Origin of the sequence: Megasphaera geminata F0357, assembly GCF_000239275.1 — a bacterium.
GTDB lineage: Bacteria > Bacillota > Negativicutes > Veillonellales > Megasphaeraceae > Megasphaera > Megasphaera geminata.
On sequence record NZ_JH417588.1, the window covers coordinates 72856 to 96078 of the forward strand.

Below are 23223 nucleotides of genomic sequence, written 5' to 3' on the forward strand. Positions count from 1 at the left end.
CAAGTGAACGGGATTTTTACTGTTTTAATCACTTAATCTGGTAATTTTTCCTTCATCACGAATTTTCTTTCCGCCGCCTATACTTTCAATGATAATGAAAAGCATGGGAATGATGAAGACCCCGAAAATTGTCGCCACCGACGTACCGAAAACGACAGTAACACCCATGGTGACACGGGATGCCGCGCCGGCACCGCTGGCAACGGCCAAGGGGATACAACCCATGACGAAGGCGAGAGATGTCATAACGATCGGCCGCAGTCGAATTTTTGCCGCTTCAATAGCTGCTGAAACGACATCCATTCCCCGTTCATCGACACGTACTTTAGCGTATTCGATGATAAGAATAGCATTTTTCGCAGCCAGACCGATTACGGCAAGGATACCGATTTGGAAGTAGATATTATTCGTCTGGTTCAAGAGGAAAACAAATAGAGAGGCGCCGAAGAGACCTGTCGGGACGCTGAAAATAACGGAGAAAGGAACTTTCCAGCTTTCATAAAGAGCCGCCAGCACAAGAAATACGAAAAGAAGCGCCAAAGCAAAGACATAAACGGTCTTACTGCCGGCCGCTATTTCTTCACGGCTCATGCCGGACCATTCGTAGGCATACCCTTCGGTCAGGACAGAATCGGCCGTTTCCTGCAGAGCCGTCAACGCATCACCGGAACTTGAACCCGATGCGGGCGTCCCCATGACCTTAATAGCCGGATAGTCGTTAAACCGGGTAATCATCGGTGCCGTTCCGGTCATCACCGGTCTTACAAAATTATCGACCGAAATAAGCTCGTTATTACTGTTACGCACATAGATATGGCGGTTGTCCTGGATTTTTTCCCTGAACTCCGGAGCCGCCTGGAGAATAACTTTAAAGTTACGGCCGAAGGTTGTAAAATCGTTAACCTGATAGGAGCCGTAATACGTTTGCAGCACTGCGTATAAATCAGTCAGCGCCACATTTTCACGGGCAACCTTGTCTCTATCGATTTCCAGCTGGTAACTGGGCGTATCGTTGGAGAAAGATGTATAAATCGAACCGATTTCGGGACGTTTCCGCGCTTCGGTGATAAACTTCGTCGTCATATCCGCCAGTTCCGCCGTCGTGTGGCTGCCGCGGTTTTCAATCTCAATGGTAAAGCCCGAGCTCGTCCCCATCCCGTCAATAGGCGGCGGGTTGATAGCAACGACGGTAGCCTGGGGAATGGCGTTGCCGAACCCCATTGCCTTGCCGACCAGCGTATCAACGGACAGTTCCTTCGTCGAACGCTCCGACCAGTCATCCATCATGACAAAAATGACGCCGCTGTTGGCTTTTTGTCCGCTTGCCAGAATTCCGAAACCGATAATTTCCATGGCATCCTTTACGCCCGGCTGCTGCTGCAGCCAACTGCCGACCTTACGGACTATTTTTTCCGTTTCATTTTGCGACGTTCCCTCGGGCAAGGTGACATCAACCATGGCAAAGCCGTTGTCTTCAGACGGCACGAACCCCGTCGGGATCCTGGTAAAGAGCAACCCCGTCAACGCGCTGATAAGGACGAGAAAGGCAACGCAGGCCTTTAAATGCAGCTGCAAATGAGCCAGCTGCTTACCGTACCAGTTTATAAATCGATCGAACCGCTCGTTAAATTTCTGGAAAAACGCATAAATCCCCCTCGCCTTTTCCGTCGGCCTGTGTACCCTCAGCATGGACGCACATAAGGCCGGCGTCAGCGTCAGCGCGACAAAAGCGGAAATAGCGACGGAAATGGCGATAGTTAGGGCGAACTGCCTGTACAGAATGCCGCTCATCCCGCTCAAAAAAGACACGGGAATGAATACGGCCGACAAGACGCAGGCAACCCCGATAACGGGATTCTGTACATTTTCCATGGCGATGATCGTCGCTTCCTTCGGCTTCTTATCGTTGTATTTTATTTCATATTCGACCGCTTCAATAACGACGATGGCATCATCGACCAGCAGGCCGATGGCAAGCACCATGGCAAAAAGAGTCAGCGTGTTGATGGAAAAATCCAATACCTGGAAGCATGCAAACGTCCCCAACAGGGATACGGGAACGGCGATCAGAGGAATCAGCGTGGATCTGCCGCTTTGCAGGAAAAGATACACAATAAGCGCCACCAAAAGCAGTGCTTCAATAAAGGTTTCAATAACTTCTTTAATGGACTCGCGGACAAATTGGGTGCTGTCATAAATAATCTTATAGTCCATATCGCCGGGAAAGCTCTTTTTCGCCTCTTCCAGGGCGGCGGTTACGCCGCTTACCGCCTGCATCGCATTGGCCCCGGCCGAAAGGCTGACCATAAAGCTGGCACTGGGCTGGCCTTTGTAAAGCCCGAAAACATCATAGCTTTTTGAACCGAGCTCGACCTTGGAAATATCTTTGACACGGACCATACTGCCGTCTTTGTTCGTTCTGATAATAATATTTTCAAATTCATCGGCCGTTTTCAGACGGCCGTCGGCACGCAGCGTATACTGATACGCCTGATCTGTCGGTGCGGGCTGCGAACCGATAGTACCGACTGCGGCCTGGGAGTTCTGCGACCGGATCGCCGTGATCACATCGGTTGGCGTAACCTTTAAGACATTCATTTTCAACGGATCCAGCCAAATACGCATAGCGTAATCGGAACCGAATTCCTGAACGGTGCCGACACCGTTGACGGACTTCAGCGCATCCATAAAGTACTGGGTCGCGTAATTCTTCATGAACGTACCGTCATACGTACCGTTCGGGGAAACAAGCGCAAAGACCATAGCCATTGAGCTTGACGATTTTTGTACAGTTACGCCCGTACTCGTTACTTCCGTCGGCAGGGTAGCCGATACCTGACTGACACGGTTTTGCGTGTTAACCGTATCCATGTCCTCATCACTGCCGCTCTTGTACTGTACCGTCAGCGAATACGAGCCGCTGTCGCTGCTCGTACTTTCCATATAATCCAGATCATCGACGCCCATCATCTGCCGTTCAATAACACTGGCAACAGTCGTGCCGACAACTTCCGCGTTAGCCCCCGTGTACGCGGCGGAAACACGCACCTGCGGCGGTGTAACCTTAGGATATTTAGCAACAGGCAACGTCATTATCGATAAAATCCCGGCAATGGAAATAACAAGGGAAATAACAATAGCGAAGATAGGCCTGTTAATAAAGAACTTTGATATCACTTTTTCTCCCCCTATTTCGCCTGGCCGTCATCGGCGGAAGGATTCAAAATATCATCCTTCGTCAACAGCCGCTGGTTCAGCTTGGCGCCGTTGGCCTTCTGATACCCGTCAACAATAATAATATCATTGTCCTGTAAACCGTCCGTAATCAGCCAGAATTTGCCGATTTGCGGCCCTACTTTTACTTCTTTCTGCTTGGCTTCGCCGTTTTCGTCGATAACGGAAATGAAGTACTTGCCGAGAGTCTGCTGCACTGCGCGCTGCGGGACGGTAATGGCTTTTCTTTTCACCTGCGCATCGGAAACGACGGTCGCATACATTCCCGGCAGGAGGAGATTTTCCGGATTATCGAAAACGGCTTTCACAACAATGGAGCCGGAAGTGCCGTCCATGCCGTGATTGACCTGAGCAACATGGCCTTCATAAGCGTATAAGGTACCGTCACTGAGGCGAAGCTTCAAGTGATTGCCCCAGGAAGCGGGACTGCCGTCTCCCGCTTTGATCATATCCAGATACTCCGCTTCACTGACAGAAAATTCAACAAAAACGGGGATATTCGAAGAAATCGTTACGAGCTGTGTGCCGCCGGCAGTGGCAAAGGTCCCGACAGGGACATCATCAACATTGAGCGTACCGCTAAAAGGCGCATAGACGATCGTATCGTCCATATTATCCTGTGCGGCGGCAACCTGTGCTTCCTGCGCCTGAAGAACGGCATTCTGCTGTGCCGTGGCGGCTTCCTGATCCGTTACGGTCTGCACGGCAATGGCATCTTCATCGGCCAGTGTCCGGTAACGGCGCAGGTTGAGCTGCTGATTGGCAAGATTTGCCGCAGCCTGCGCTTCATTGGCTTTTGCCGCGTTCAGGGCCGCCTGATAAGAGCGGCTGTCCAGACGGAACAAAGGCTGTCCCTCGGCAACGGTCTGACCGCCCTGTACATATTTTTCCAAAACGCGGCCGGAAATTTTAGGCATAACCGGTACCTTATCCGTCGCCGAAACAATACCGCTGTATTCGGCGGGAACAACCGTATCTTCCGCCGTCACGCGATATGTATTGACGGACACCGCCTGTTTATTTACTCCTTCCTGGCCGCCGCAACCCGCCATTATCGCGGCAATGGCGACCGCCGCCAGACTTACTGCCAAACCTTTATGTCTTGACCACATGGTATTAAATTCCTCCTCTTACTTTTTTATGCCGTATAAAACAATACGCATACACTCATCCATATACTCGGGGTACGTAAGATACCGCTCGTCATCAAGCTCATCAAGATGGTTCAGAATACTGTTTCCCGCCCCCATAAGCATATGCAGTAAGGCAAGAGCATAAAAGTTCTTATAGCCCTTTGTCTTTTCCACATCTTGAAGAAAATGCAATAATAAGTCCCAATCACGCTTGCTCTGCACTTCCAGATCCGGCCCTATGTCGGGCATTTTTCTCAAAATAGCTTCATACTGACGCAGAGAAATAAGCTCGATCAGCTCCGATCGGGCATGAAAATAAGCCAGCAGCTTATCCTCTATGCTCATTTTTTTATCGTTGATTAACCGGACATGATGAGCATATAAATCATCCATAACGGAAATAATAGCTTCTTTGACAATTTCCTGCTTTGACGAAAAATGTTCATATAAAGTCCGCTTGCTGATATGCAGATGCCGGGCCAGGTCATCCATATGAAAATCCGGGCCCCGCTGATTCAGTTCTTTGAGCGCGACCTTCAAAACTTTGTCGCGAATAGTCTCCTCCATATATCCCTCTTTTTGTTAACGTTTTATGTCAAAACCGGCACTGAAAACCCAGTACCGTATTTTAGTTTAATACAAAAGTCCCGCTTACGTCAAGTAAATTCAAGGGTTTCAACCGTTCACAAGGTCCTCCGGCTTACACAAATTCTTTGAGTTTTTTTGCAGGCATTACCTTATATATAAGCGCGCCCAGCACGGCTCCGACAACGGTATTGGGTAAAAAAGCAAAAACAAAGAAAAATAAAGTCGCCGTACGGGAACCGAGGATATATGCCGCCAACGGGTAAGAGAGGAGACCGCCGAGAAGCCCCGTCCCTATGATTTCACCGACAACGGCGCCCCACAGTTTACCTGTCCGGGCATATAAAATGCCGGAAAGAGCCGCGCCGATCATGCTTCCGGGATAAGCCAATATGGTCCCCATTCCCAACGCAATACGTATTGACGACACACAGAAAGCGCCGGCCACACCGTAACGCCAGCCGAGAAAAACAGCAATTAAAACATTCAGCATATGCTGGAAGGGAAATGTCTTCGCTGCCCCCAGCGGTATCGAAAACGGGGCCAGAAGAATGCCGACGGCTACAAAAAGCGCCGTAAGCGCAAGCTTTCTAAGTCTGACAGTATCATTCATTTATGATCACGACCTTTCCATATGCATATATACGTTCCTCTGTAAGATTATAAATTTCATCGGCAAGGACGGAACGCAGTGTCCCCGGCCCGGCTGTACCGCAGTTCCGTCCGGCAATCTCTCCGGCTATTCCCATAGTCAGAACCCCGCTTAACGCCGCCGTGAACGGGTCGGCAACGGCCGCATACGAAGCGATCAGGGCGGTCGTCATGCAGCCGGTCCCCGTTATATACGGCAACAGCGGATTGCCGTTATGGACCTGTACAACCCGATCGCCGTCACTGATTGTATCCACCTTGCCCGTAACGGCAATAACCGTATGCAGGGTCATACTGAGTTTCTCAGCCAATGACGCCGTCATAATTCTGTCGCTGCCGTTGTCCACACCGGCATTAATTCCCCATTTCCCCTCTGCCAGGCTTATAATTTCACTCATATTGCCGCGTATGGCGGCAAAAGGGTATGTTCTGACCAGCGCAAGCGCCGTTTCCGTCCGCCATGCCGTACCGCCGGCCCCTACCGGGTCAAGAACAACGGGAATCCCTTTCCTTACAGCGGCCGCGGCAGCGGCATGCATGGACTGTACCGTGCTTTCCTGTAAAGTGCCCAGATTGAGGAGGAGACTGTCCGCAGCGGCAGCCGTCTCCGCAACCTCCGGCAGGGCCCGGGCCATAACAGGTTTGGCCCCGACAGCCAGGGTTATATTGGCGCAGTCGTTCATGGAAACGAAATTCGTCAACTCATGAATCAGCGGTCGGCGGCGGCGTAAACAGCGTAATGCATGAGCAGCCTTTTGCAAATATCTCTCCGTCACTCTACTCATCCCCCGGAACGGCTATTTTCATAACAGCTTTACGAACAGCCGCTCCTTTTCCCGCAGGGGCGCAAAGACAACGGTGACCGTCTGTCGGGAAAAATACGGCAAAGGTTTTGCGTGCTTCCATGAGAAGAATAAAATCGTTTTCCGCAGGCGGGTTGTAAAAATAAGCATCTTTCGAACCGCGGTCTTCCGTCATCGCGCCCAACCGGCTAAGCGGTTGATACCCGATAACTTCCTCCCCGTCCAGAAGGACCTGCACATCAACATACCGGCGATGACATTCAATCTGCCGTTTTGCCGCCGGAGCGGTCTCGGCCTCATCCACATTCATGTAATTCAGGCCGCCCAATTCATACCGGCCCGCCGTTAACGCATCGAAGTCAAAAGCGGCCAGTTTCTTTATATGAGGAGACAGAAATTCCGGTAAGTTACGGATTTCCTCTTGCCATTGTTCTAAATTTCCAACATACATAGGTTGCCTCCCTAAAAATTTTCTTCTCTTTCTTCCGCGGCTTCTTCCGCTTCTTCCCGTTGCTCCGAACCGGCCCGGTCAAAAAGGGCATCGGCAAATTGCGCCGCGTCAAAAGGACGTAAATCGTCCGCGCCTTCGCCGACTCCGACCCAACGGACGGGCACGCCCAGATTACGCTTGACGGAAAGAACGATACCGCCCTTTGCCGTACCGTCAAGCTTTGTCATCACGACGCCCGTAAGGGGTACGGCCGCACCGAAAAGTTTGGCCTGGCTGACCGCATTCTGCCCTGTCGTCGCATCGAGTACAAGCAGTGTTTCATGCGGCGCGCCGTCAATATTCTTTGCCGCCACCCGGGCCATTTTACAAAGCTCTTCCATGAGATTATGCTTCGTATGAAGCCGTCCTGCCGTATCGACAAGGAGAATATCCGTATGTCTCGCTCCGGCCGAAGCGGTCGCGTCGAAAACAACGGCGGCCGCATCGGCGCCCTCCTGATGCTTAATGACGGGAACCCCTGCCCGTTCGGCCCAAATTGCAAGCTGATCCGACGCAGCCGCGCGGAATGTATCACCGGCGGCTATCATTACGGATTTGCCCCGGGATACATAATATTTCGCCAATTTGCCGACAGTCGTCGTTTTCCCGACACCGTTAACACCGACGATAAAAATAACTTCCGTACCTTCATGAGCTGCCGGTTCAACCTCATTTTCTTCAAGGAGCCCGACGATTACCTTTTCCAGATAAGGAATGACATCACTGCCGTCTTTTATTTCATGCGTTTTAACGCCTGCCCGGATCTGCTCGAGCAAATATTCCGTCGTTTCAATCCCTATATCGCCGGTGAGCATTACCGCTTCCAGTTCTTCATACATTTCATCGTCAATATCGGCATACCCGTGTACGACATTCTCAATATTTTTGAAAAGAGACCCTTTCGTCTTCTCAAGCCCCTTCTTCAACTTAGAAAAAAATCCCATAGCTACGTTCCTTTCTCCATAAGCTCATCAACCTGCACGGTCAACAATTTGGAAACCCCTTTTTCTTCCATTGTCACTCCCTGCAGCGTATTGGCCGCTTCCATGGATTTACGGCGATGCGTGATAACAATAAACTGTGTATCGCCGCTGTAATTTTTCAAATACTTGGCCATTCTGTCAACATTCGCTTCGTCCAGCGCCGCGTCAACCTCATCGACAAGGCAGAACGGCGCCGGATGATAGGCAAGAAAAGCCAGCAGTAAAGCTATAACTGTCAAAGCCCGTTCGCCGCCGGAGAGAAGGGTCAACGACTGCCGCTTCTTGCCGGGCGGCTGAATAAGAAACTCAACGCCGCATTCAAGAATATTGTGAACATCCGTCAAGGCTATTTCAGCGGTCCCGCCGCCGAAAAGCCGACTGAAAATCCGCTGGAAATGACCGCCGATCTCGGCAAAAGCCGTGCCGAACTGTGCGGCCATAGCCTTGTCTATTTCAGCAACGACCGCCGTCAGCTTGGCCCTCGACTCTAAAAGGTCTTCACTTTGCTTTTTATAAAGTTCCGCTTTCTCCGCGACTTCTCTGTGTTCTTCGTCCGCATTGGGATTAATCGGGCCTAAACCGGCAATTTCACTCTTTAAGGAAGAAACTTTATCCTGCAGCTCGCGCAAAGAACCGTCACGGCGCCGTTCCATCGCTTCCTGCCGGGTCAGCCCCTGCGCCGCCAGCTTCTCTTCACTGCGCATAATTTCGCCGTTATACTTTTCAATTTGAATATCGGCCGTATTGCATTGCCTCGTCCGGTACTCCGCTTCATCGCGGAGACGCCGCAATTCATCCTCCAACTCCTGATTGGCTCTGAAATTTCCTTCCCGGGATTTATAAAAGGCTTCTTTTTCCGCTTCTTTTTCACGGGTTTCCGCTTCCTTTAAAGCCAGATGTCGCCGTGTTTTTTCAACGGCCTGACGCTCTTTGTCAAGACGGTCCCGTGTATCGTGCCGCCGTTTTGTAAGCGCCGCCGCTTCGCTGCGATATTCATCCCGCCACCGTTTTTGTTGTTCAATCTGCTCGGACAGATGGCGCGTCTGCTCTTCCAGCCGAGCCGCTTCAATCTGTCGCTCCGTCAACGCCTGTCTGTACTGCTCCGCCTCAGCCGCATATTTTTTATAAGCCGCTTCCGTGCTGCCGGATTTATTATCCGTTCGCAGTGAAAGAGCGGCAAGTGTTTCTTTCTTTTCCGCAAGTGTCGCCTGAATGGACGCACGCAAGCCCGTCAACCCGTTTTTTGCCTCTTCATGACGGCGCAGCTCTGCTTTCAACCGCAGGCCGTCTTCTCTTTGCTTATCCTTTTCCCAAACAAGTTGTCTTACTTTGTCTGCCGTTTCATTAAAGTGCCGTTCCGTTTCATTTAGGCTGCGAACCGACTCGGAGCGGGCTTCACTTAACTTTCGATGTACCGCGACGAGTCCGGAAAGCCGCTTTTCCACGGCTGCGGCCTCCTTGCGCAAGGCGCACAGCACGCTGCGGCGGCCGACAATCGAACTTTCTTTATTTTGCACACTGCCGCCGGTAAGCGAACCGCCGGCATTAAAGAGCGTGCCGTCAACACAGACTATACGCAGCCGGCCGCCATACTTGCGCGCTACTGCGGAAGCTCCGTCAACAGTTGCGGCAACAAGAGTTCTCTCCAAAAGATAAGAAAAAATATTTTCATATTTATGATCGTATTCAATCAGACTTTTTGCCGTCCCTATAATTCCGTTTTCATGAAGGGCCCGTTCCTCATCCCCGCTGCAGGGGCGGGGGCGGACCGTATCCAGCGGCAAAAAGGTGGTACGGCCGGCCTTTCCCCTCTTTAAATAAGCGACTGCCTGTTTGGCCGCCTCTTCCGATTCGGCAATGATAAAGCGCGAAGCTCCGCCGAGAGCCATATCAACAGCGGTCACATAAATATCGGGCACGCGGCACGCCTCACCGACAACGCCGCAAATACGGCTGCGCCACGGCTCGTTTGCGGTGAGTACGGTTTTTACGGCGCGGCCGAACCCTTCGTGTTCCTGTTCCATCCCTTCCAGAACGCGGATACGCTGCTTCAGTCCGTCAAGTTGAGAACTCGTGTTTCTTCCCTTTTCCTCACATTTTCCCAGCCGGTCGGCTGCCGTTTCCGCTTCGATACGGCATTCATTACAAGATGACTGCAAACGCTCCCGCTCATTTTGTGACCGCCCCAGCTCCGCCGCCGTTTTTTCTTCCGCAGCACGGCTTTCACGTAACAGCTCTGTCGCCCGTTCGGCGGCGTCTGCAACCTCTTTGTACCGTTCGCGTGTATCATCAAGACGGCGGTTCAGTTCCTCAATGTCACGCGTAAGAGCATATTCCTCTTCCCTTCGGCTCCTGTCGGCAGCCGCCGTTTCCTTTGTTGCCGCTTCTGCGGCGCCCGCCTTCAAAGCCGCCTCATTGTACAAGCGTTCCGTCAGTTTCAGGCTCCGATCGGCAGCATTTTTTACGGTATTGCATTCTTCAAGGGTTTCTCTGAGAGCCGTAATTTTTTCATCAATTTCCAATTCTTTTGCGGCAATGCTCTTTTCTTCTCCGCTCATAGCGGCAAGAGCCTGTTCCAATTCGGCTGCGCGCAGGATACACGCTTCCTGCCGCGTCTTCAGCCCTTCCGCTTCCGATTTTGCCGTCGCCGCCGCTTCATTAAGCGCACGAAGCAGGGATTCCTCTTCTTCTATAGACGCCAAAATCCCCTGCCGCTTCTCATCGGCGCCGGCGATCGCTTCATTAAGCCGACCGCTTTCAGAGACGGCCTGCTGTTTCATAAGTTCCGCCCTTGCTAAAAGACGTTCAAAATTCCGCATCTCCTGGAGGGTAAGTGTACCCTCATAAGCCTGCCGTTCGCCGTCAAGAAGGCGGAACAACTTCAATTTTTTCGCCTGTTCCGTTATCGGCCCGAGCCGCTCCTCAAGAAGGCTCGTCATATCCTGAATACGAGCCAGATTATGTTCCGTTTCTTTAATTTTTTTCAGGCCTTCTGTCTTGTCGCCCTTTGAACCGGCTGATACCGGCAACTTCCTCAAAGATGACACGCCGTTCCTCAGGTTTGCTGTTAAGAATCCGGTCAACTCTGTTCTGCCCGATAACGGCCATGGAGTCCTGTCCTATGCCGGTATCAGCAAAAAGATGATGAATATCTTTTAAACGGCACGGTCGTTTATTAATATAGAATTCACTGTCACCGGAACGGAAATAACGTCTTGTAATAACGACTTCCCGATATTCCGTGTCAAGCGTTTTATCGGAATTATCAAAAAAGAGGGATACTTCCGCCGCCCCCTGAGGACGACGCGCGGCGGTACCGGAAAAAATGATATCTTCGGCCCGCTGTCCGCGCAATTGACGCACATTCTGTTCGCCCATAACCCAGCGGACAGCATCGGAAATGTTACTTTTACCGCTCCCGTTAGGCCCGACAATAGCCGTAACGCCTTTATCGAAGGTAAGTACAGTTTTATCGGCGAAGGATTTAAACCCCCGCAGTTCCATTTTTAACAGTTGCACCTTATTTTCCTCTTTTTATATTAACCGGGACATGCAGAAGTAATACACGACAGGCATAAACATAGCCGGTAAATAATCGGCAGTCTTCAATTTTACAATGCCGAGCATATTAAAACCGATAACGATGATCAGAATATTGCCGACGGCGCTCAATTCACGTACTGCGGCATCCGTCATGACCGGTGCCAAAAAAGAGGCGACAAGACAGAAGAACCCTTCATATATAATAAGAACTATCCCTACGGGAATGGCCCCCGCACCGGAAACGGCGCCGAAAATAAAAGCGGAAATACCGTCTAAAAGGCTCTTAATATAAAGAAGAGACACGTCACCGAGAAGAGTCGCCTGTATAGGCCCCAGTACGGCCATGGCCCCGACGACCTGAATAATGGATAAGGTGACGAAAGTATTGGTAAAATCCGTATCCTTACCGGCATGAAACAATGTTTTAAAACGGCTCCCCAAACGCTGCATGACATCCTCTATCCCGACAGCCGTGCCTAAGACGGTCCCTGCGGCCATACTTACTGTAACGAGAATCCAGTTTTCCGTCTTAATCGCCCCTTGGACACCCATGCATATAATCCACGAACCGATAGCCGAATATACGGCTTTTAACCATCGGTCTTTTAAGCCCTTACCGACAAGCATGCCCAAAAAAGCGCATACAGACGTGGCCAGTCCGTTGATAAGTACGCCTAACACAGAAAATCCCCCTCTATGATAAAGTAATATCGTCTTATTATAGCAAAAAAGGCATTTCATCTCCAGCCGAAAAGACTGTATTCATCGCATCCTTCCGAGCTTCTTCGTAAATTTCGTCATCTGCACTTGACTTGAGCCGCCTTGTATGATTATATTTAATTTGAGTTGCTGTGCATATAACGCCGCGGAAAGGAGGGATACGGCATGCTTGTCGGTATACAAACACATAAACGGACACTTGGAAGATGATCTGTCACTGACAACCGCCGAAAAAGGTTCGTGGATTAATGTCGTAAACCCCGATTCGGACGATTTGCAAATCGTGTCCATGGTCACGGAGATCCCTACGGATGTCCTGAAAACCGCTCTGGATACGGAAGAACGCTCACACGTGGAAATAGAAGACGAATATATTTTCGTCGTCATCAATATCCCCATTATCCTGGAAACGGACAGTTATGATACGCTGCCGTTGGGTATTTTCATGACACCGGATTTCATTGTTACCGTATGCATTCAGGAAGCGGAAATACTGCGTGTATTTACACAAAATAAGTATCCCCTTTTTTATACCTTTAAAAAGACCCGCTTCTTATTCCAGATTCTTTTCCGTACGGCAACACTTTATCTGCGTTATTTACAGCAGATCAACCACCGCACGGACGACATTGAAAATATCCTGCGCAACTCCATGAGAAATCGCGAATTCTTCATGCTTCTGGAATTACAGAAGTCCCTGACCTATTTCACATCGGCACTGCGCGGCAACGGAGCGGTCATGGAAAAATTGCTGCGCCTGCGGCGCAATCAATCCCTGCATCATCTTTTAAAGCTTTATGAAGAAGATGAAGATCTTCTGGAAGATGTAATTATCGAAAACAAACAGGCTATTGAAATGGTAGAAATGTATACGAATATTCTTATGAGCATGTCCGATACATTTGCCTCCATCATTTCCAATAATCTGAATATCGTCATGAAATTCCTCGCTTCCATTACAATTATCCTTTCCGTACCGACGACCATATTCAGCCTTTGGGGGGTGAATGTCCCGCTTCCCTTTCAGGAAAACGAATGGGGCTTTTTTCTCGTTATTACGGTTGCCATGATCTGCTCAGCCGTAGCCGTAGCCCTGTTGTGGCTGAAAAAACTGTTCTAATCCATATGAAAAAGCGCTTCCGACGAAGCGCTTTATTTTATCTGTGAAAATGTACCATCGACCTGACGGGCTCAAAGCTCCTTCTGTGAATGGGGCAGGGGCCGTACATAGCTATGGCATCCCTGTGCCGCTGCGTCAGATACCCTTTGTGTCTGGCAAAGCCGTATTGCGGGTATCGGGCATCATAGTCGACCATGATGCGATCACGCGAGACCTTGGCAATGATGGATGCGGCCGCAATGGAAAGGCTTCGGCTGTCACCGCCGATAAGGGAAGCATGGGCAATGCCCAAATCGGGTAGCGGCATGGCATCAACCAGTACCGCATTGGGTCGTACCGCCAATGCGGCAACGGCTTCATACATAGCCTGTTGTGTCGCATGATAAATATCAAGGGCATCGATTTCTTTTTCCGATTTACAAATACAGGATACGGCAACGGCATTATCCATAACGGCATCATACAGTACCTCCCGCTTTTCGGGCGGTATTTTTTTACTGTCGTTTATACCCGGACAGGTCCAGCCGGCAGGCAAAATAACGGCCGCGACCGTAACGGGCCCGGCAACGGGGCCGCGTCCGACCTCGTCAATGCCGGCGATATATTGTGCCCCTTTATGATAGAACATCGTCTCGTATTTAAGCATGCCCTGAAGACGCGCCTCCTCTTTCTTACGGCGCTCCTCTTTTCTGCTGTACCCTTCAGCCAGTTTCCGTACGGATTTGCGCTCATCTTTCAGCATCAGCGCCAAAAGCGGACCTATGTGTTCCCCTTCCCGTTCGAGAAGGATTTTTAATTCGCTTACTGTAAGAGCGGCTATATCAATCATTGTCTTTTCCTTCAAACTCACCGGGCCAATCAAGAGAAATGGCGCCGATTCTGCCTTCCCTGTATTCTTTGATAATGAGTTTATATGTTTTTTCCATATCGACCGTACCGCCTGCCACGACACAGCCGCGATTTCTGCCGATACGGACGACGGTAAGGGCCGGGTCTTCATCAAGCCTGTCCAGTTTAAAGCGTCGCGCCAGCGCTTCGGGATAACGGACGGATAATTCCGATATAAGTTCCGTAACGACTTCCTGCATGTCGAAAACCGCATCTGATATGGCCCCCGTCGCCGCCAGTCTTTTGGCGCTTCTCTGATCCTCAAGTTTGGGCCACAGCACACCCGGCGTATCCAGCAGATCGAGGCTGTCCGAGAGATGGACCCATTGTTTTCCTTTCGTTTCACCGGGCCGGTCCGCCGTCTTTGCGACATTTCTTCCGGCCAGACGATTAATAAGGGTCGACTTTCCCACATTGGGAATGCCGAGTATAATCGTCCGGACAGGCCGGTTTTTCAACCCTCTGGCGCGCCAATGCGCCAGTTTCGGTTCAGCCATCTTGTGAACGGCCTGTATAAGCTGTTTGATCCCCCTGCCGTCCTTGCTGTTCAGCGCGATTACATGCCTGCCCCGATTACGGTAATACGCCTTCCATAATTCCAATGCCGCCGGATCGGCAAGATCGGCTTTATTGAGGACAATGACGGAAGGCTTTTCTCCCAACAGAGCCGCAATCATCGGATTGGTACTGCTTACGGGAATACGGGCATCCACCAGTTCGATTACCGCGTCGATCACCTTCAGATTTTCTTCGATCAGCCGTTTCGCCTTGGCCATATGACCGGGATACCAGTTAATAATCACAGTATACTCCCTTCCTGTACTTCAATGCATCTATTGTACGGTAAAAAAACGGTGTAAGTAAAGTGTTTTTAAAAGACATAAAAATAAGAGCTGCCGATACAGCTCTTATTTTTATGAATATTACCCCTTACGGCTATCCGAAATATCTTTAATATGCGCAATGAATTCATCGGTACGTTGTGCCCCCAAATCACCTTTGGCGCGGTCGCGGACGGAAACCGTGCCGGTTTCGACTTCCTTGTCGCCGATAACGGCCATGTACGGGACTTTCTCTATCTGAGCCTTACGGATTTTATATCCGATTTTTTCATTACTTTCGTCAAGTTCAACGCGAATACCCGCTTTCTTGAACTTTTTACGAAGTTCGGCGGCATACGCCATATGTTTTTCCGAAATCGGCAGAATTTTAACCTGGATCGGCGCAAGCCATACAGGGAACGCACCGGCATAGTTTTCAACGAGAATGCCGATGAAACGTTCAATACTGCCGAAGCACGCGCGGTGCACCATAACGGGACGATGTTTCTGACCGTCCTCGCCGACATACGTCATATCGAAGCGCTCCGGCATAAGCATGTCAAGCTGGATCGTGCCGCACTGCCAGGTACGGCCGATGGAATCCTTGACATGGAAGTCGAGCTTCGGACCGTAAAAAGCGCCGTCTCCTTCATTAATCTGATACGGTACGCCTTTTTCTTCAATAGCTTCTTTCAGGGTTTTCGTGGCAAGTTCCCAGATCTCGTCGCTGCCCATGGAGTTTTCCGGACGGGTGGACAGTTCCACATGGTATTCCAGCCCGAAAGCGCTGTACACTTCGTGGAAAAGGTCAAGAACACCTGTAATTTCCTGTTTCATCTGTGACGGCAGCATAAAGATATGCGCATCATCCTGTGTAAAGCTGCGCACGCGGAAGAGGCCGTGCAAAGCGCCGTGTAATTCATGGCGATGTACTAAACCGAGTTCAGCCGTACGCATCGGGAAATCCCGATACGAATGCACGTTGCTCTTATAGACGAGAATGCCGCCGGGGCAGTTCATCGGTTTAATAGCATACGGTGCATCATCGATAGTCGTGAAGTACATGTTTTCACGATAATGATCCCAGTGACCGGACTGTTCCCAAAGCTGACGGTTCAAGATAATAGGCGTGCTGATTTGATCATATTCATAGCGATCATGAAGTTCATTCCAGAACGCCAAAAGATTCTGGCGCAAAAGCATTCCCTTCGGATGGAAGAAGGGGAATCCCGGTCCTTCCTCATGGAAGCTGAACAGATCCATTTCCTTGCCAAGTTTACGATGATCGCGTTTTTCCGCTTCTTCGCGCATTTTCAAGTATTCATCAAGCTGCGACTGTTTTTCAAACGCCGTACCGTAAATACGCTGCAGCATCTTATTTTTCTCGTCACCGCGCCAGTACGCGCCGGCAACAGACAAGAGCTTGAACGCCTTGACCTGACCGGTTGTCATAACATGCTGCCGTCACAGATGGTCATAAAATTCACCTTGACGGTAAACGGAAATCGTAGCTGCCGCAGGCAGTTCTTTAATAAGCTCCACCTTGTAGCTTTCTCTTTCCTTACCGAACAGTTTAAGCGCCGCATCGCGGGAAATCACTTCATACGTAACGGGCAAATTTTCTTTGACAATCTTATGCATTTCCGCTTCGATTGTGGCAAAATCGTCTTTCGTAAAACGATGTTCCGTATCGAAATCATAGTAAAAGCCGTTTTCAATCGCCGGCCCGATAGCTATTTTTACATCCTTGAAAAGGCGGCGTACTGCTTGTGCCATAATATGGGAAGCCGTATGCCGAAGCGTATTCTTACCTTCCTGCGAATCAAAAGTAAGAAACTCCACCTCCGAACCGTTGACCAGGGGCATGCGTAAATCCGTAACATTACCGTTCACCTTCGCAACAAGAACTTTTTTAGCCAGGCTGTTGCTGATTTGCGCCACCGCTTCACCGAGTGTACAGCCGTCGGCAAACGAACGTTTGCTGCCGTCTTTTAATACTACTTCCGCCATATCGAACATCTCCTTTAGAATACAAAAATGACCTCCGTCCACAAGGGACGAGAGGTCATATTCACGCGGTTCCACCCTAATTTACCGGGAGTATCCCGGCATCTCTGACGCTATAACGGTGCGACCGTATCTGCTTCGACAGTAAGCTCCGAGGCGGTAATGAACAGCCCGTTTACAGAACACTCACAGCAGCTGTGTTCCTCTCTGTATAAACGGCGGCAACTCATCATGTCCTCATCAACGCCTGTATATACTTAATGTATGACGCCATTATACGTCGATTGATTCTACCTGTCAAGGATGAATCTGCAAAAGACGGGCCTTCCCCACAGTCCGCCTTTACCCGTGTTATTCGGCATATGCCGTAACTTCCACTTCCACGAGAGCACCCTTCGGAAGTGCCGCAACCGCCACGCAGGAACGGGCAGGAAGTGTACTGGCAAAATACTTGCCGTATACTGTGTTGACAGTACCGAAAAAGTCCATATTCGTAAGATAAACGGTAGTTTTAACAACATTATCATACGACATGCCTGCCGCTTCAAGAAGAGCGCCGACATTTTTCATGCACTGCTCGGCTTCAGCCGCAACACCGCCGCCGACGAGTTTGCCCGTTTCCGGATTTAACGCGATTTGTCCGGATGCAAAGAGGATATTACCGGCTTTGATGCCCTGCGAATACGGTCCTACCGCACCGGGGGCTTTATCTGTTTTGATAACGTTTACTGCCATTTTAAAACACTCTCCTTTAATATAAAAATTGATCCGTTTTATTATAGCAAAAAAATACTGCTTTTGTCATATTTCTTAAAATCTTCACTTCTTACCCGCAAGATTTCAAAAGTCAGGCCTTTCTGTACGGATAGCATCGTTTTATGCGCCGCTGCCGGCTCCTGTGCTTCACCGGCAGGCAGCGAAAATTCCGTTACCGATAACCCCCCTACTTCAAGGTAACTTGATACCGATCGTCTTTCAATGTTTCCACAAGGCGCTCCACATGCTTTTCGTTTGCCGTCTCCAATTCGAGCGTCACGGCCGTATACCCAATCCCTACACCGTGCTGGCTGCGCTCATGTATGACCGAGAGAATATTGGCACCCGAATCGGCCACAATAGAGAGCAATTTAACAAGTTCGCCCGGTTTATCGGGAATAATGGTGCTGATATAAGCTTTACGCCATGTCTTGGTCAGCCCGCTGTTAATAATGCGTGTCATATTGTTGACATCAATATTGCCGCCGCTGATAAGAGCGACCACGTTCTTATTGTGGATGCCGGAGATCTTACCGTTCATTAACGCGGCCACAGGTGAAGCGCCGGCGCCCTCGGCGACAGTCTTAACGCGTTCGATAAGCCATAAGATGGCTTCGGCTATTTCCCCTTCGTCAACCGTGACGATATCATCCACATAACGGCGGCAAATATCAAAGGTAAGCTCACCGGGCGTCTTGACAGCTATACCGTCAGCCAAGGTCGCCTTGCCGTTGCATGCGGCAATTTTGCCGTCTTTTACGGAACGCTGCATAGACGGCATATTGGCAGCCTGAACACCTATGATTTTTATCTTCGGATTGATTGATTTTGCCGCAACGGCTATACCGGAAATAAGGCCTCCGCCGCCGACGGGTACGACAATAACCTCCGTTTCAGGCAGCTGTTCCAACACTTCAAGGCCGACAGTCCCCTGCCCGGCCATGACATAAGGGTCGTTAAAGGGGTGAACGAATGTATAATCATGCTTTTCAGCCAGTTCAGCGGCTTTAGCCGCCGCTTCATCAAAGAAGTCGCCGTGAAGAACGACATCGGCGCCGTATCCTTTGGTAGCGGCAATTTTCATAAGCGGAGCATGTTTCGGCATACAGACAGTCGACTTACAGCCGTAACTGCTCGCCGCCAAAGCCACTCCCTGGGCGTGATTTCCGGCGGAAGCCGCAATAACGCCTCTGTCCCGTTCTTCATCCGTCAAAGTCGCCACTTTATTATAAGCACCGCGAAGTTTGAAAGAACCCGTACGCTGGTGGTTTTCCAACTTCAAGTATACCCGGCAGTCCGCCGTCCTGCTGACCGAGTTCGTATAAGAAAGGCCCGTTTTCTGCGCTACTCCCTTCAATCGCTCCCGGGCTTCTTCTATCATTGGTAACGTTATGCAATCTTGAGCCATACTGTATTCCTCCCTTATATCAGTTAAGTGATACGTTCAAACCGCCCGTCCGTGTTTCATTCCTGTAAGTTAACTATACGTTTTACATTGTCCATTGTCAATGGAACTGTTGCAACGCATTTACACCATACCGGATAATTTCTCGATATCACAACTTTTCAGATACACTATGCACATTATGTTTTCCGCGACTCTCTTTTCCGTTATTTCTCATTTGAACACATACATACTTATTATGTAAATACAAAAAACCCGCAACAGTATACAAATACTGCTGCGGGTCCAGAAAACGGATTACATTCCCTTTGCCGCTTTAATAGCTGCCGTCAGTTTCGGAACGATTTCAAAAGCGTCGCCTACGATGCCGAAGTCCGCTACCTGGAAGATAGGAGCGTCTTCGTCCTTGTTGATGGCAATAACGCAGTCGGAACCGGACATTCCCGCCAAATGCTGAATAGCGCCGGAAATGCCGCAGGCAATGTAAATCTTCGGGCCTACCGTTTTACCGGTCTGGCCTACCTGATGGAGAGCATCGATCCAGCCGGCATCAACAGCCGCACGAGAAGCGCCCACTGCACCGCCGAGAACGTCAGCCAGTTCTTTTAACATACCGTTAAAAGGATCTGCGCTGTTCATGCCGCGGCCGCCGGAAACGATAACGTCAGCTTCTTCAATCTTGACACCGCCGCCGCCGAGCTTGATAAGTTCGACAAATTTCGTGAGGAAATCTGCTTCCGTAAGGTCGACATGCATGTCGATAACTTCACCCTTTGCATTTGCATCGGCTTCCGGTTTCTTGAATACGTTCGGACGGACGGTACCCATTTGCGGACGGTTGTTGCGGCATACGATTTCAGCCATAATATTGCCGCCCAATGCGGGACGGGTCCAAACGATCGTCTTGCCGTCGTCATCAACAAAGAGATTCGTGCAGTCCGCAGTCAGCCCCGTCTGTAATGAGTTGGCAACGCGCGGGCCGAGGTCACGGCCGATATTCGTTGCGCCCACAAGATACACGTTCGGTTTAACTTCATTGAAAAAATGTACCAATGCTTTTGTAAAAGCCGTTGTATTATAATGTTCAAATTTCGGATCATCATAAACATATACTTTACGTGCGCCGTGTGCAATGAGTTCCTGAGCCAACGGTTTAACGTTGTGGCCGATAAGGACGGCGCCGATCTCGTCACCGATACCGTCAGCCAGCTGCTTTCTATGGGCCCAACAGTTCTAAAGATACGTTACGTAATTTGCCTTCAAATTCTTCAGCGATGACATATACGCCTTTGTATTCTGCCAAATCCATTTTCACGTTCCTCCTTGGTTATATAATCTTCTGTGCAGTTAATTTTTCCATCAAAATTGCAATGATGACGTTGGATCTTCTTCTTTGATAACAAGACCCTGCGTTCTCTGAGGCGGAGTGAAAATTTTACGAACCATCGTCGGCGAACCTTTCAAACCGATCTTGGTTTCGTCAACTTTAATATCGTCTGCAGACAGATGCGGAATTACAAGGTGTTTAGCTTTCATGGTACCGCGAATGGTCGGAAAACGGGGTTCGTTCAATTCTTTGACGGCCGTGATCAATACGGGGAAATTAGCTTCCGTAACAATATAACCTTCTTCATTTTGCTGTTTTACACGAACGGTTTCACCTTCAACCGTAATTTCAGCGGCGTATGTAATCTGCGGAATGCCGAGTTCTGCAGCGATCTGCGGGCCGACCTGAGCCGTGTCGCCGTCGATAGCCTGTTTACCGCAAAGTATGATGTCGAATTTATCAACACCTTGTAATTCCGCCACTTTCTTTACAGCCTGTGCCAAACAATAACCTGTCGCCAACGTATCGGAACCGCCGTCCTTTCTATCTGTAAGGAGATACGCATCATCGGCGCCCATAGCCAGCCCTTCACGCAAAACTTCATCAGCCTGCGGGGGGCCCATAGAAAGCAATGTTACACGTGCTCCCTGGTTGTCTTTCAACTGAAGTGCCGCTTCAAGCGCGTTCTGGTCAAACGGATTGAATATATTAGGAACGCCGGCGCGAATGACCGTATGTTTTTCGGGATCAATCTTAACTTCCGCCGTGTCCGGAACCTGTTTGACACATACCAATATTTCCATATTAAGTCTACCTCCTAAAGTAGTGTATTTATATCACACGGGCCCGGCATAAATAGGCCGGACCCGTGTCATAAACAAATTTACCGTAAGATTGCGCCGGACACAACCATGCGCTGTACTTCATTAGTACCTTCGTAAATCTGAGTGATCTTGGCGTCACGCATATGACGTGCAACAGGATATTCTTCGCTGTAACCGTAGCCGCCGAAAATCTGAACCGCCATCGTCGTAACTTCCATAGCAATATCGGAAGCAAACATCTTAGCCATAGCAGCATCGACAGAATAGGGCTTGCCTTCCTGTTTCTTCATAGCCGCTTTGTATACGAGGTGACGAGCCGCTTCGATCTTCGTTGCCATGTCGGCAAGCATGAAGGAAATAGACTGGAATTTGCAGATAGGTTTGCCGAACTGAGCGCGCTGTTTCGAGTATTCAACAGCATCCGCCAAAGCCGCTTCGGCAATGCCGAGAGCCTGAGCGGCAACACCGATACGGCCGCCGTCCAACGTCATCATTGCAATTTTAAAGCCCTTACCTTCCTGTCCGAGGAGATTTTCCGCCGGAACTTTAACGTTCTGGAATACCAATTCCATCGTCTGGGAAGTATTTATGCCCATTTTATCTTCTTTTTTACCGAATGTAAAGCCTTCCATGCCCTTTTCAAGGATGAATGCGCTGATCCCCTTTGTACCCTGAGACTTATCGGTCATCGCGAAAACAATATAGACATCAGCCGCACCGCCGTTGGTAATGAAGATTTTAGAACCGTTCAGAATATAATGATCCCCTTCTTTAGCCGCGACAGTTTGCTGTCCTGCCGCATCCGTCCCGGCATTAGGTTCGGTCAGGGCAAATGCGCCCAACATCGTGCCTTCACAGAGGGGTTTCAAATATTTCTCTTTCTGCGCATCCGTGCCGTATTCATAAATCGGGTTGGCACAGAGAGAAACATCGGCAGACAGCGTGATGGATACGCCGGCATCATATTTTGCCAATTCTTCAACCGTCATAATATAGCTCAATATGTCGGCCCCCGCACCGCCGTACTCTTCGGGGAAATACGTTCCCGCCAGACCCATTTCAAGCATTTCGGCTACGATAGCTTCGTCGTATTCATGTTTGTGGTCACGTTCCGTTACGGTCGGCAATAAGCGTTTTTCACCAAAATCCTTAGCCAGTTTCACAAACATCTGTTGGTCTTCAGTCATGTTGTAATCCATGTTTTGCCACACTCCTTTAATTTAATAAATAAAGCGATACACGGCATAAACAGCTACGCCATGTAATCACATACAAACTTCAATCATGAGGAAAAGAAATATTTACCCCCTTTTTTCCTTTATATAAATTGTATAACTTTTCACATTATTAATCAATACTATTTTTATGTTTTACTTCTACTGTATCATGCATTTTTTCCATGGTCCTCACTACTAAAATTCATTTCTGTAATATTCATTTTCTAAATATACTGTATTGTCGTTGTTACTTTTTGAACTTTTAATTCATATTCAAATTTTATTATACTTCATGGCCCTTTCCAAATATCTCATAAATGATATTGCCATTTTGCGTACTGTCACAAGGAAAAGAGAAATATGTTCCGGACTCTCTATAAATCAGCTTTCTATATCTTCCCCTTTTCAGACTTCACGTATCATTCTTCAATTTCATAACGCTGCCGTTCTTCTGTATCCAGGCGCCTACTGTTTGATGTTTGCAGTTTAAGTTCCATTCAGTACGTACTAAACGCCGCTCATCATTCATGACCCAAGCAGTTTTTGATATCTAAAGTATTGCACTGCTGAAGCGTATTTACATCCCATATCATAGAATATCTTAATTTTAAAAGCACGGCACTAAAACTTTATGATCTTCGAACAGTAGTCTATAAAAAAGGCTACACGTTTTTTCGTGTAACCTTTTTCTATAAAATTTATTATTTACCTTGGAA

The 23223-nt window shown here is 49.3% G+C and carries 18 protein-coding genes and 1 pseudogene; 1 reads left to right on the plus strand and 18 read right to left on the minus strand.

All coding sequences use genetic code 11. The features are described 5' to 3' along the window. Nucleotides 1-24 precede the first annotated feature (24 nt). The 10 genes from HMPREF0080_RS05085 to HMPREF0080_RS09415 all read right to left on the minus strand — a co-directional run bounded on the left by HMPREF0080_RS05085 (nt 25) and on the right by HMPREF0080_RS09415 (nt 12103). On the minus strand, nt 25-3177 hold the full coding sequence (locus HMPREF0080_RS05085) for an efflux RND transporter permease subunit (RefSeq protein ID WP_006790213.1): 3153 nt from the start codon (nt 3175-3177) through the stop codon (nt 25-27). 11 nt (nt 3178-3188) lie between these two features. Further along, nucleotides 3189-4346 (minus strand): efflux RND transporter periplasmic adaptor subunit, encoded by a 1158-nt coding sequence (locus tag HMPREF0080_RS05090; RefSeq protein ID WP_006790214.1) that lies wholly within the window; start codon nt 4344-4346, stop codon nt 3189-3191. A gap of 18 nt (nt 4347-4364) precedes the next feature. Next, complete coding sequence (locus HMPREF0080_RS05095) at nt 4365-4934, minus strand: TetR/AcrR family transcriptional regulator (RefSeq protein ID WP_006790215.1); 570 nt, start codon at nt 4932-4934, stop codon at nt 4365-4367. A 133-nt stretch (nt 4935-5067) separates the two neighbouring features. After that, a complete protein-coding gene (gene thiW, locus HMPREF0080_RS05100; protein WP_006790216.1) occupies nt 5068-5565 on the minus strand; it encodes an energy coupling factor transporter S component ThiW in 498 nt (165 codons plus the stop codon). Then, nucleotides 5558-6379 (minus strand): hydroxyethylthiazole kinase, encoded by an 822-nt coding sequence (thiM, locus tag HMPREF0080_RS05105; protein ID WP_245527229.1) that lies wholly within the window; start codon nt 6377-6379, stop codon nt 5558-5560. Before thiM ends, thiW begins: the two co-directional genes overlap by 8 nt. Before the next feature lies 1 nt (nt 6380). After that, entirely contained in the window at nt 6381-6857 is a 477-nt protein-coding gene (locus tag HMPREF0080_RS05110) for a NanQ anomerase/TabA/YiaL family protein (RefSeq protein ID WP_006790218.1), read from the minus strand. Nucleotides 6858-6868: 11 nt separating this feature from the next. Further along, complete coding sequence (gene ftsY, locus HMPREF0080_RS05115; protein ID WP_006790219.1) at nt 6869-7840, minus strand: signal recognition particle-docking protein FtsY; 972 nt, start codon at nt 7838-7840, stop codon at nt 6869-6871. 2 nt (nt 7841-7842) lie between these two features. Next, nucleotides 7843-10917: a chromosome segregation protein SMC gene (smc, locus tag HMPREF0080_RS05120; protein ID WP_245527230.1), complete on the minus strand. Its 3075-nt coding sequence runs from the start codon at nt 10915-10917 to the stop codon at nt 7843-7845. Further along, nucleotides 10853-11398, minus strand: a complete 546-nt coding sequence (locus HMPREF0080_RS10790) for an AAA family ATPase (protein ID WP_245527231.1) — start codon at nt 11396-11398, stop codon at nt 10853-10855. Before HMPREF0080_RS10790 ends, smc begins: the two co-directional genes overlap by 65 nt. A 15-nt stretch (nt 11399-11413) precedes the next feature. Then, complete coding sequence (locus tag HMPREF0080_RS09415) at nt 11414-12103, minus strand: DUF554 domain-containing protein (RefSeq protein ID WP_040347298.1); 690 nt, start codon at nt 12101-12103, stop codon at nt 11414-11416. Between the two features lie 208 nt (nt 12104-12311). Between HMPREF0080_RS09415 and HMPREF0080_RS05130 the strand changes: the two genes are divergently transcribed. After that, the gene (locus HMPREF0080_RS05130) at nt 12312-13262 is read left to right on the plus strand and encodes a magnesium transporter CorA family protein (RefSeq protein ID WP_040347300.1); all 951 of its coding nucleotides are present in this window, start codon (nt 12312-12314) and stop codon (nt 13260-13262) included. Nucleotides 13263-13299: 37 nt separating this feature from the next. On the opposite strand, the gene HMPREF0080_RS05135 is transcribed toward HMPREF0080_RS05130, so the two are convergent. From HMPREF0080_RS05135 to HMPREF0080_RS05170, 8 genes and pseudogenes are all read right to left on the minus strand, one after another. Then, a complete protein-coding gene (locus tag HMPREF0080_RS05135; protein WP_006790224.1) occupies nt 13300-14091 on the minus strand; it encodes a ribonuclease HII in 792 nt (263 codons plus the stop codon). Continuing rightward, nucleotides 14084-14953 carry a ribosome biogenesis GTPase YlqF gene (gene ylqF, locus HMPREF0080_RS05140; protein ID WP_040347302.1) on the minus strand — a complete coding sequence of 290 codons (870 nt, stop codon included), beginning with the start codon at nt 14951-14953 and terminating at the stop codon, nt 14084-14086. The genes HMPREF0080_RS05135 and ylqF overlap by 8 nt, the downstream gene beginning before the upstream one ends. Before the next feature lie 120 nt (nt 14954-15073). Continuing rightward, nucleotides 15074-16981, minus strand: a pseudogene (thrS, locus tag HMPREF0080_RS05145) (threonine--tRNA ligase). A 348-nt stretch (nt 16982-17329) separates the two neighbouring features. Then, nucleotides 17330-17713 (minus strand): RidA family protein, encoded by a 384-nt coding sequence (locus HMPREF0080_RS05150; RefSeq protein ID WP_006790228.1) that lies wholly within the window; start codon nt 17711-17713, stop codon nt 17330-17332. Nucleotides 17714-17921: 208 nt separating this feature from the next. Continuing rightward, nucleotides 17922-19142: a threonine ammonia-lyase gene (gene ilvA, locus HMPREF0080_RS05155; RefSeq protein WP_006790229.1), complete on the minus strand. Its 1221-nt coding sequence runs from the start codon at nt 19140-19142 to the stop codon at nt 17922-17924. A 294-nt stretch (nt 19143-19436) separates the two neighbouring features. After that, a complete protein-coding gene (locus HMPREF0080_RS05160; RefSeq protein ID WP_342610083.1) occupies nt 19437-20348 on the minus strand; it encodes an electron transfer flavoprotein subunit alpha/FixB family protein in 912 nt (303 codons plus the stop codon). Between the two features lie 150 nt (nt 20349-20498). Further along, nucleotides 20499-21269, minus strand: coding sequence for an electron transfer flavoprotein subunit beta/FixA family protein (locus HMPREF0080_RS05165; protein WP_006790231.1), 771 nt, complete (start codon nt 21267-21269; stop codon nt 20499-20501). A gap of 80 nt (nt 21270-21349) precedes the next feature. Beyond that, nucleotides 21350-22489, minus strand: coding sequence for an acyl-CoA dehydrogenase (locus HMPREF0080_RS05170; protein ID WP_006790232.1), 1140 nt, complete (start codon nt 22487-22489; stop codon nt 21350-21352). Between the last annotated feature and the right edge of the window lie 734 nt (nt 22490-23223).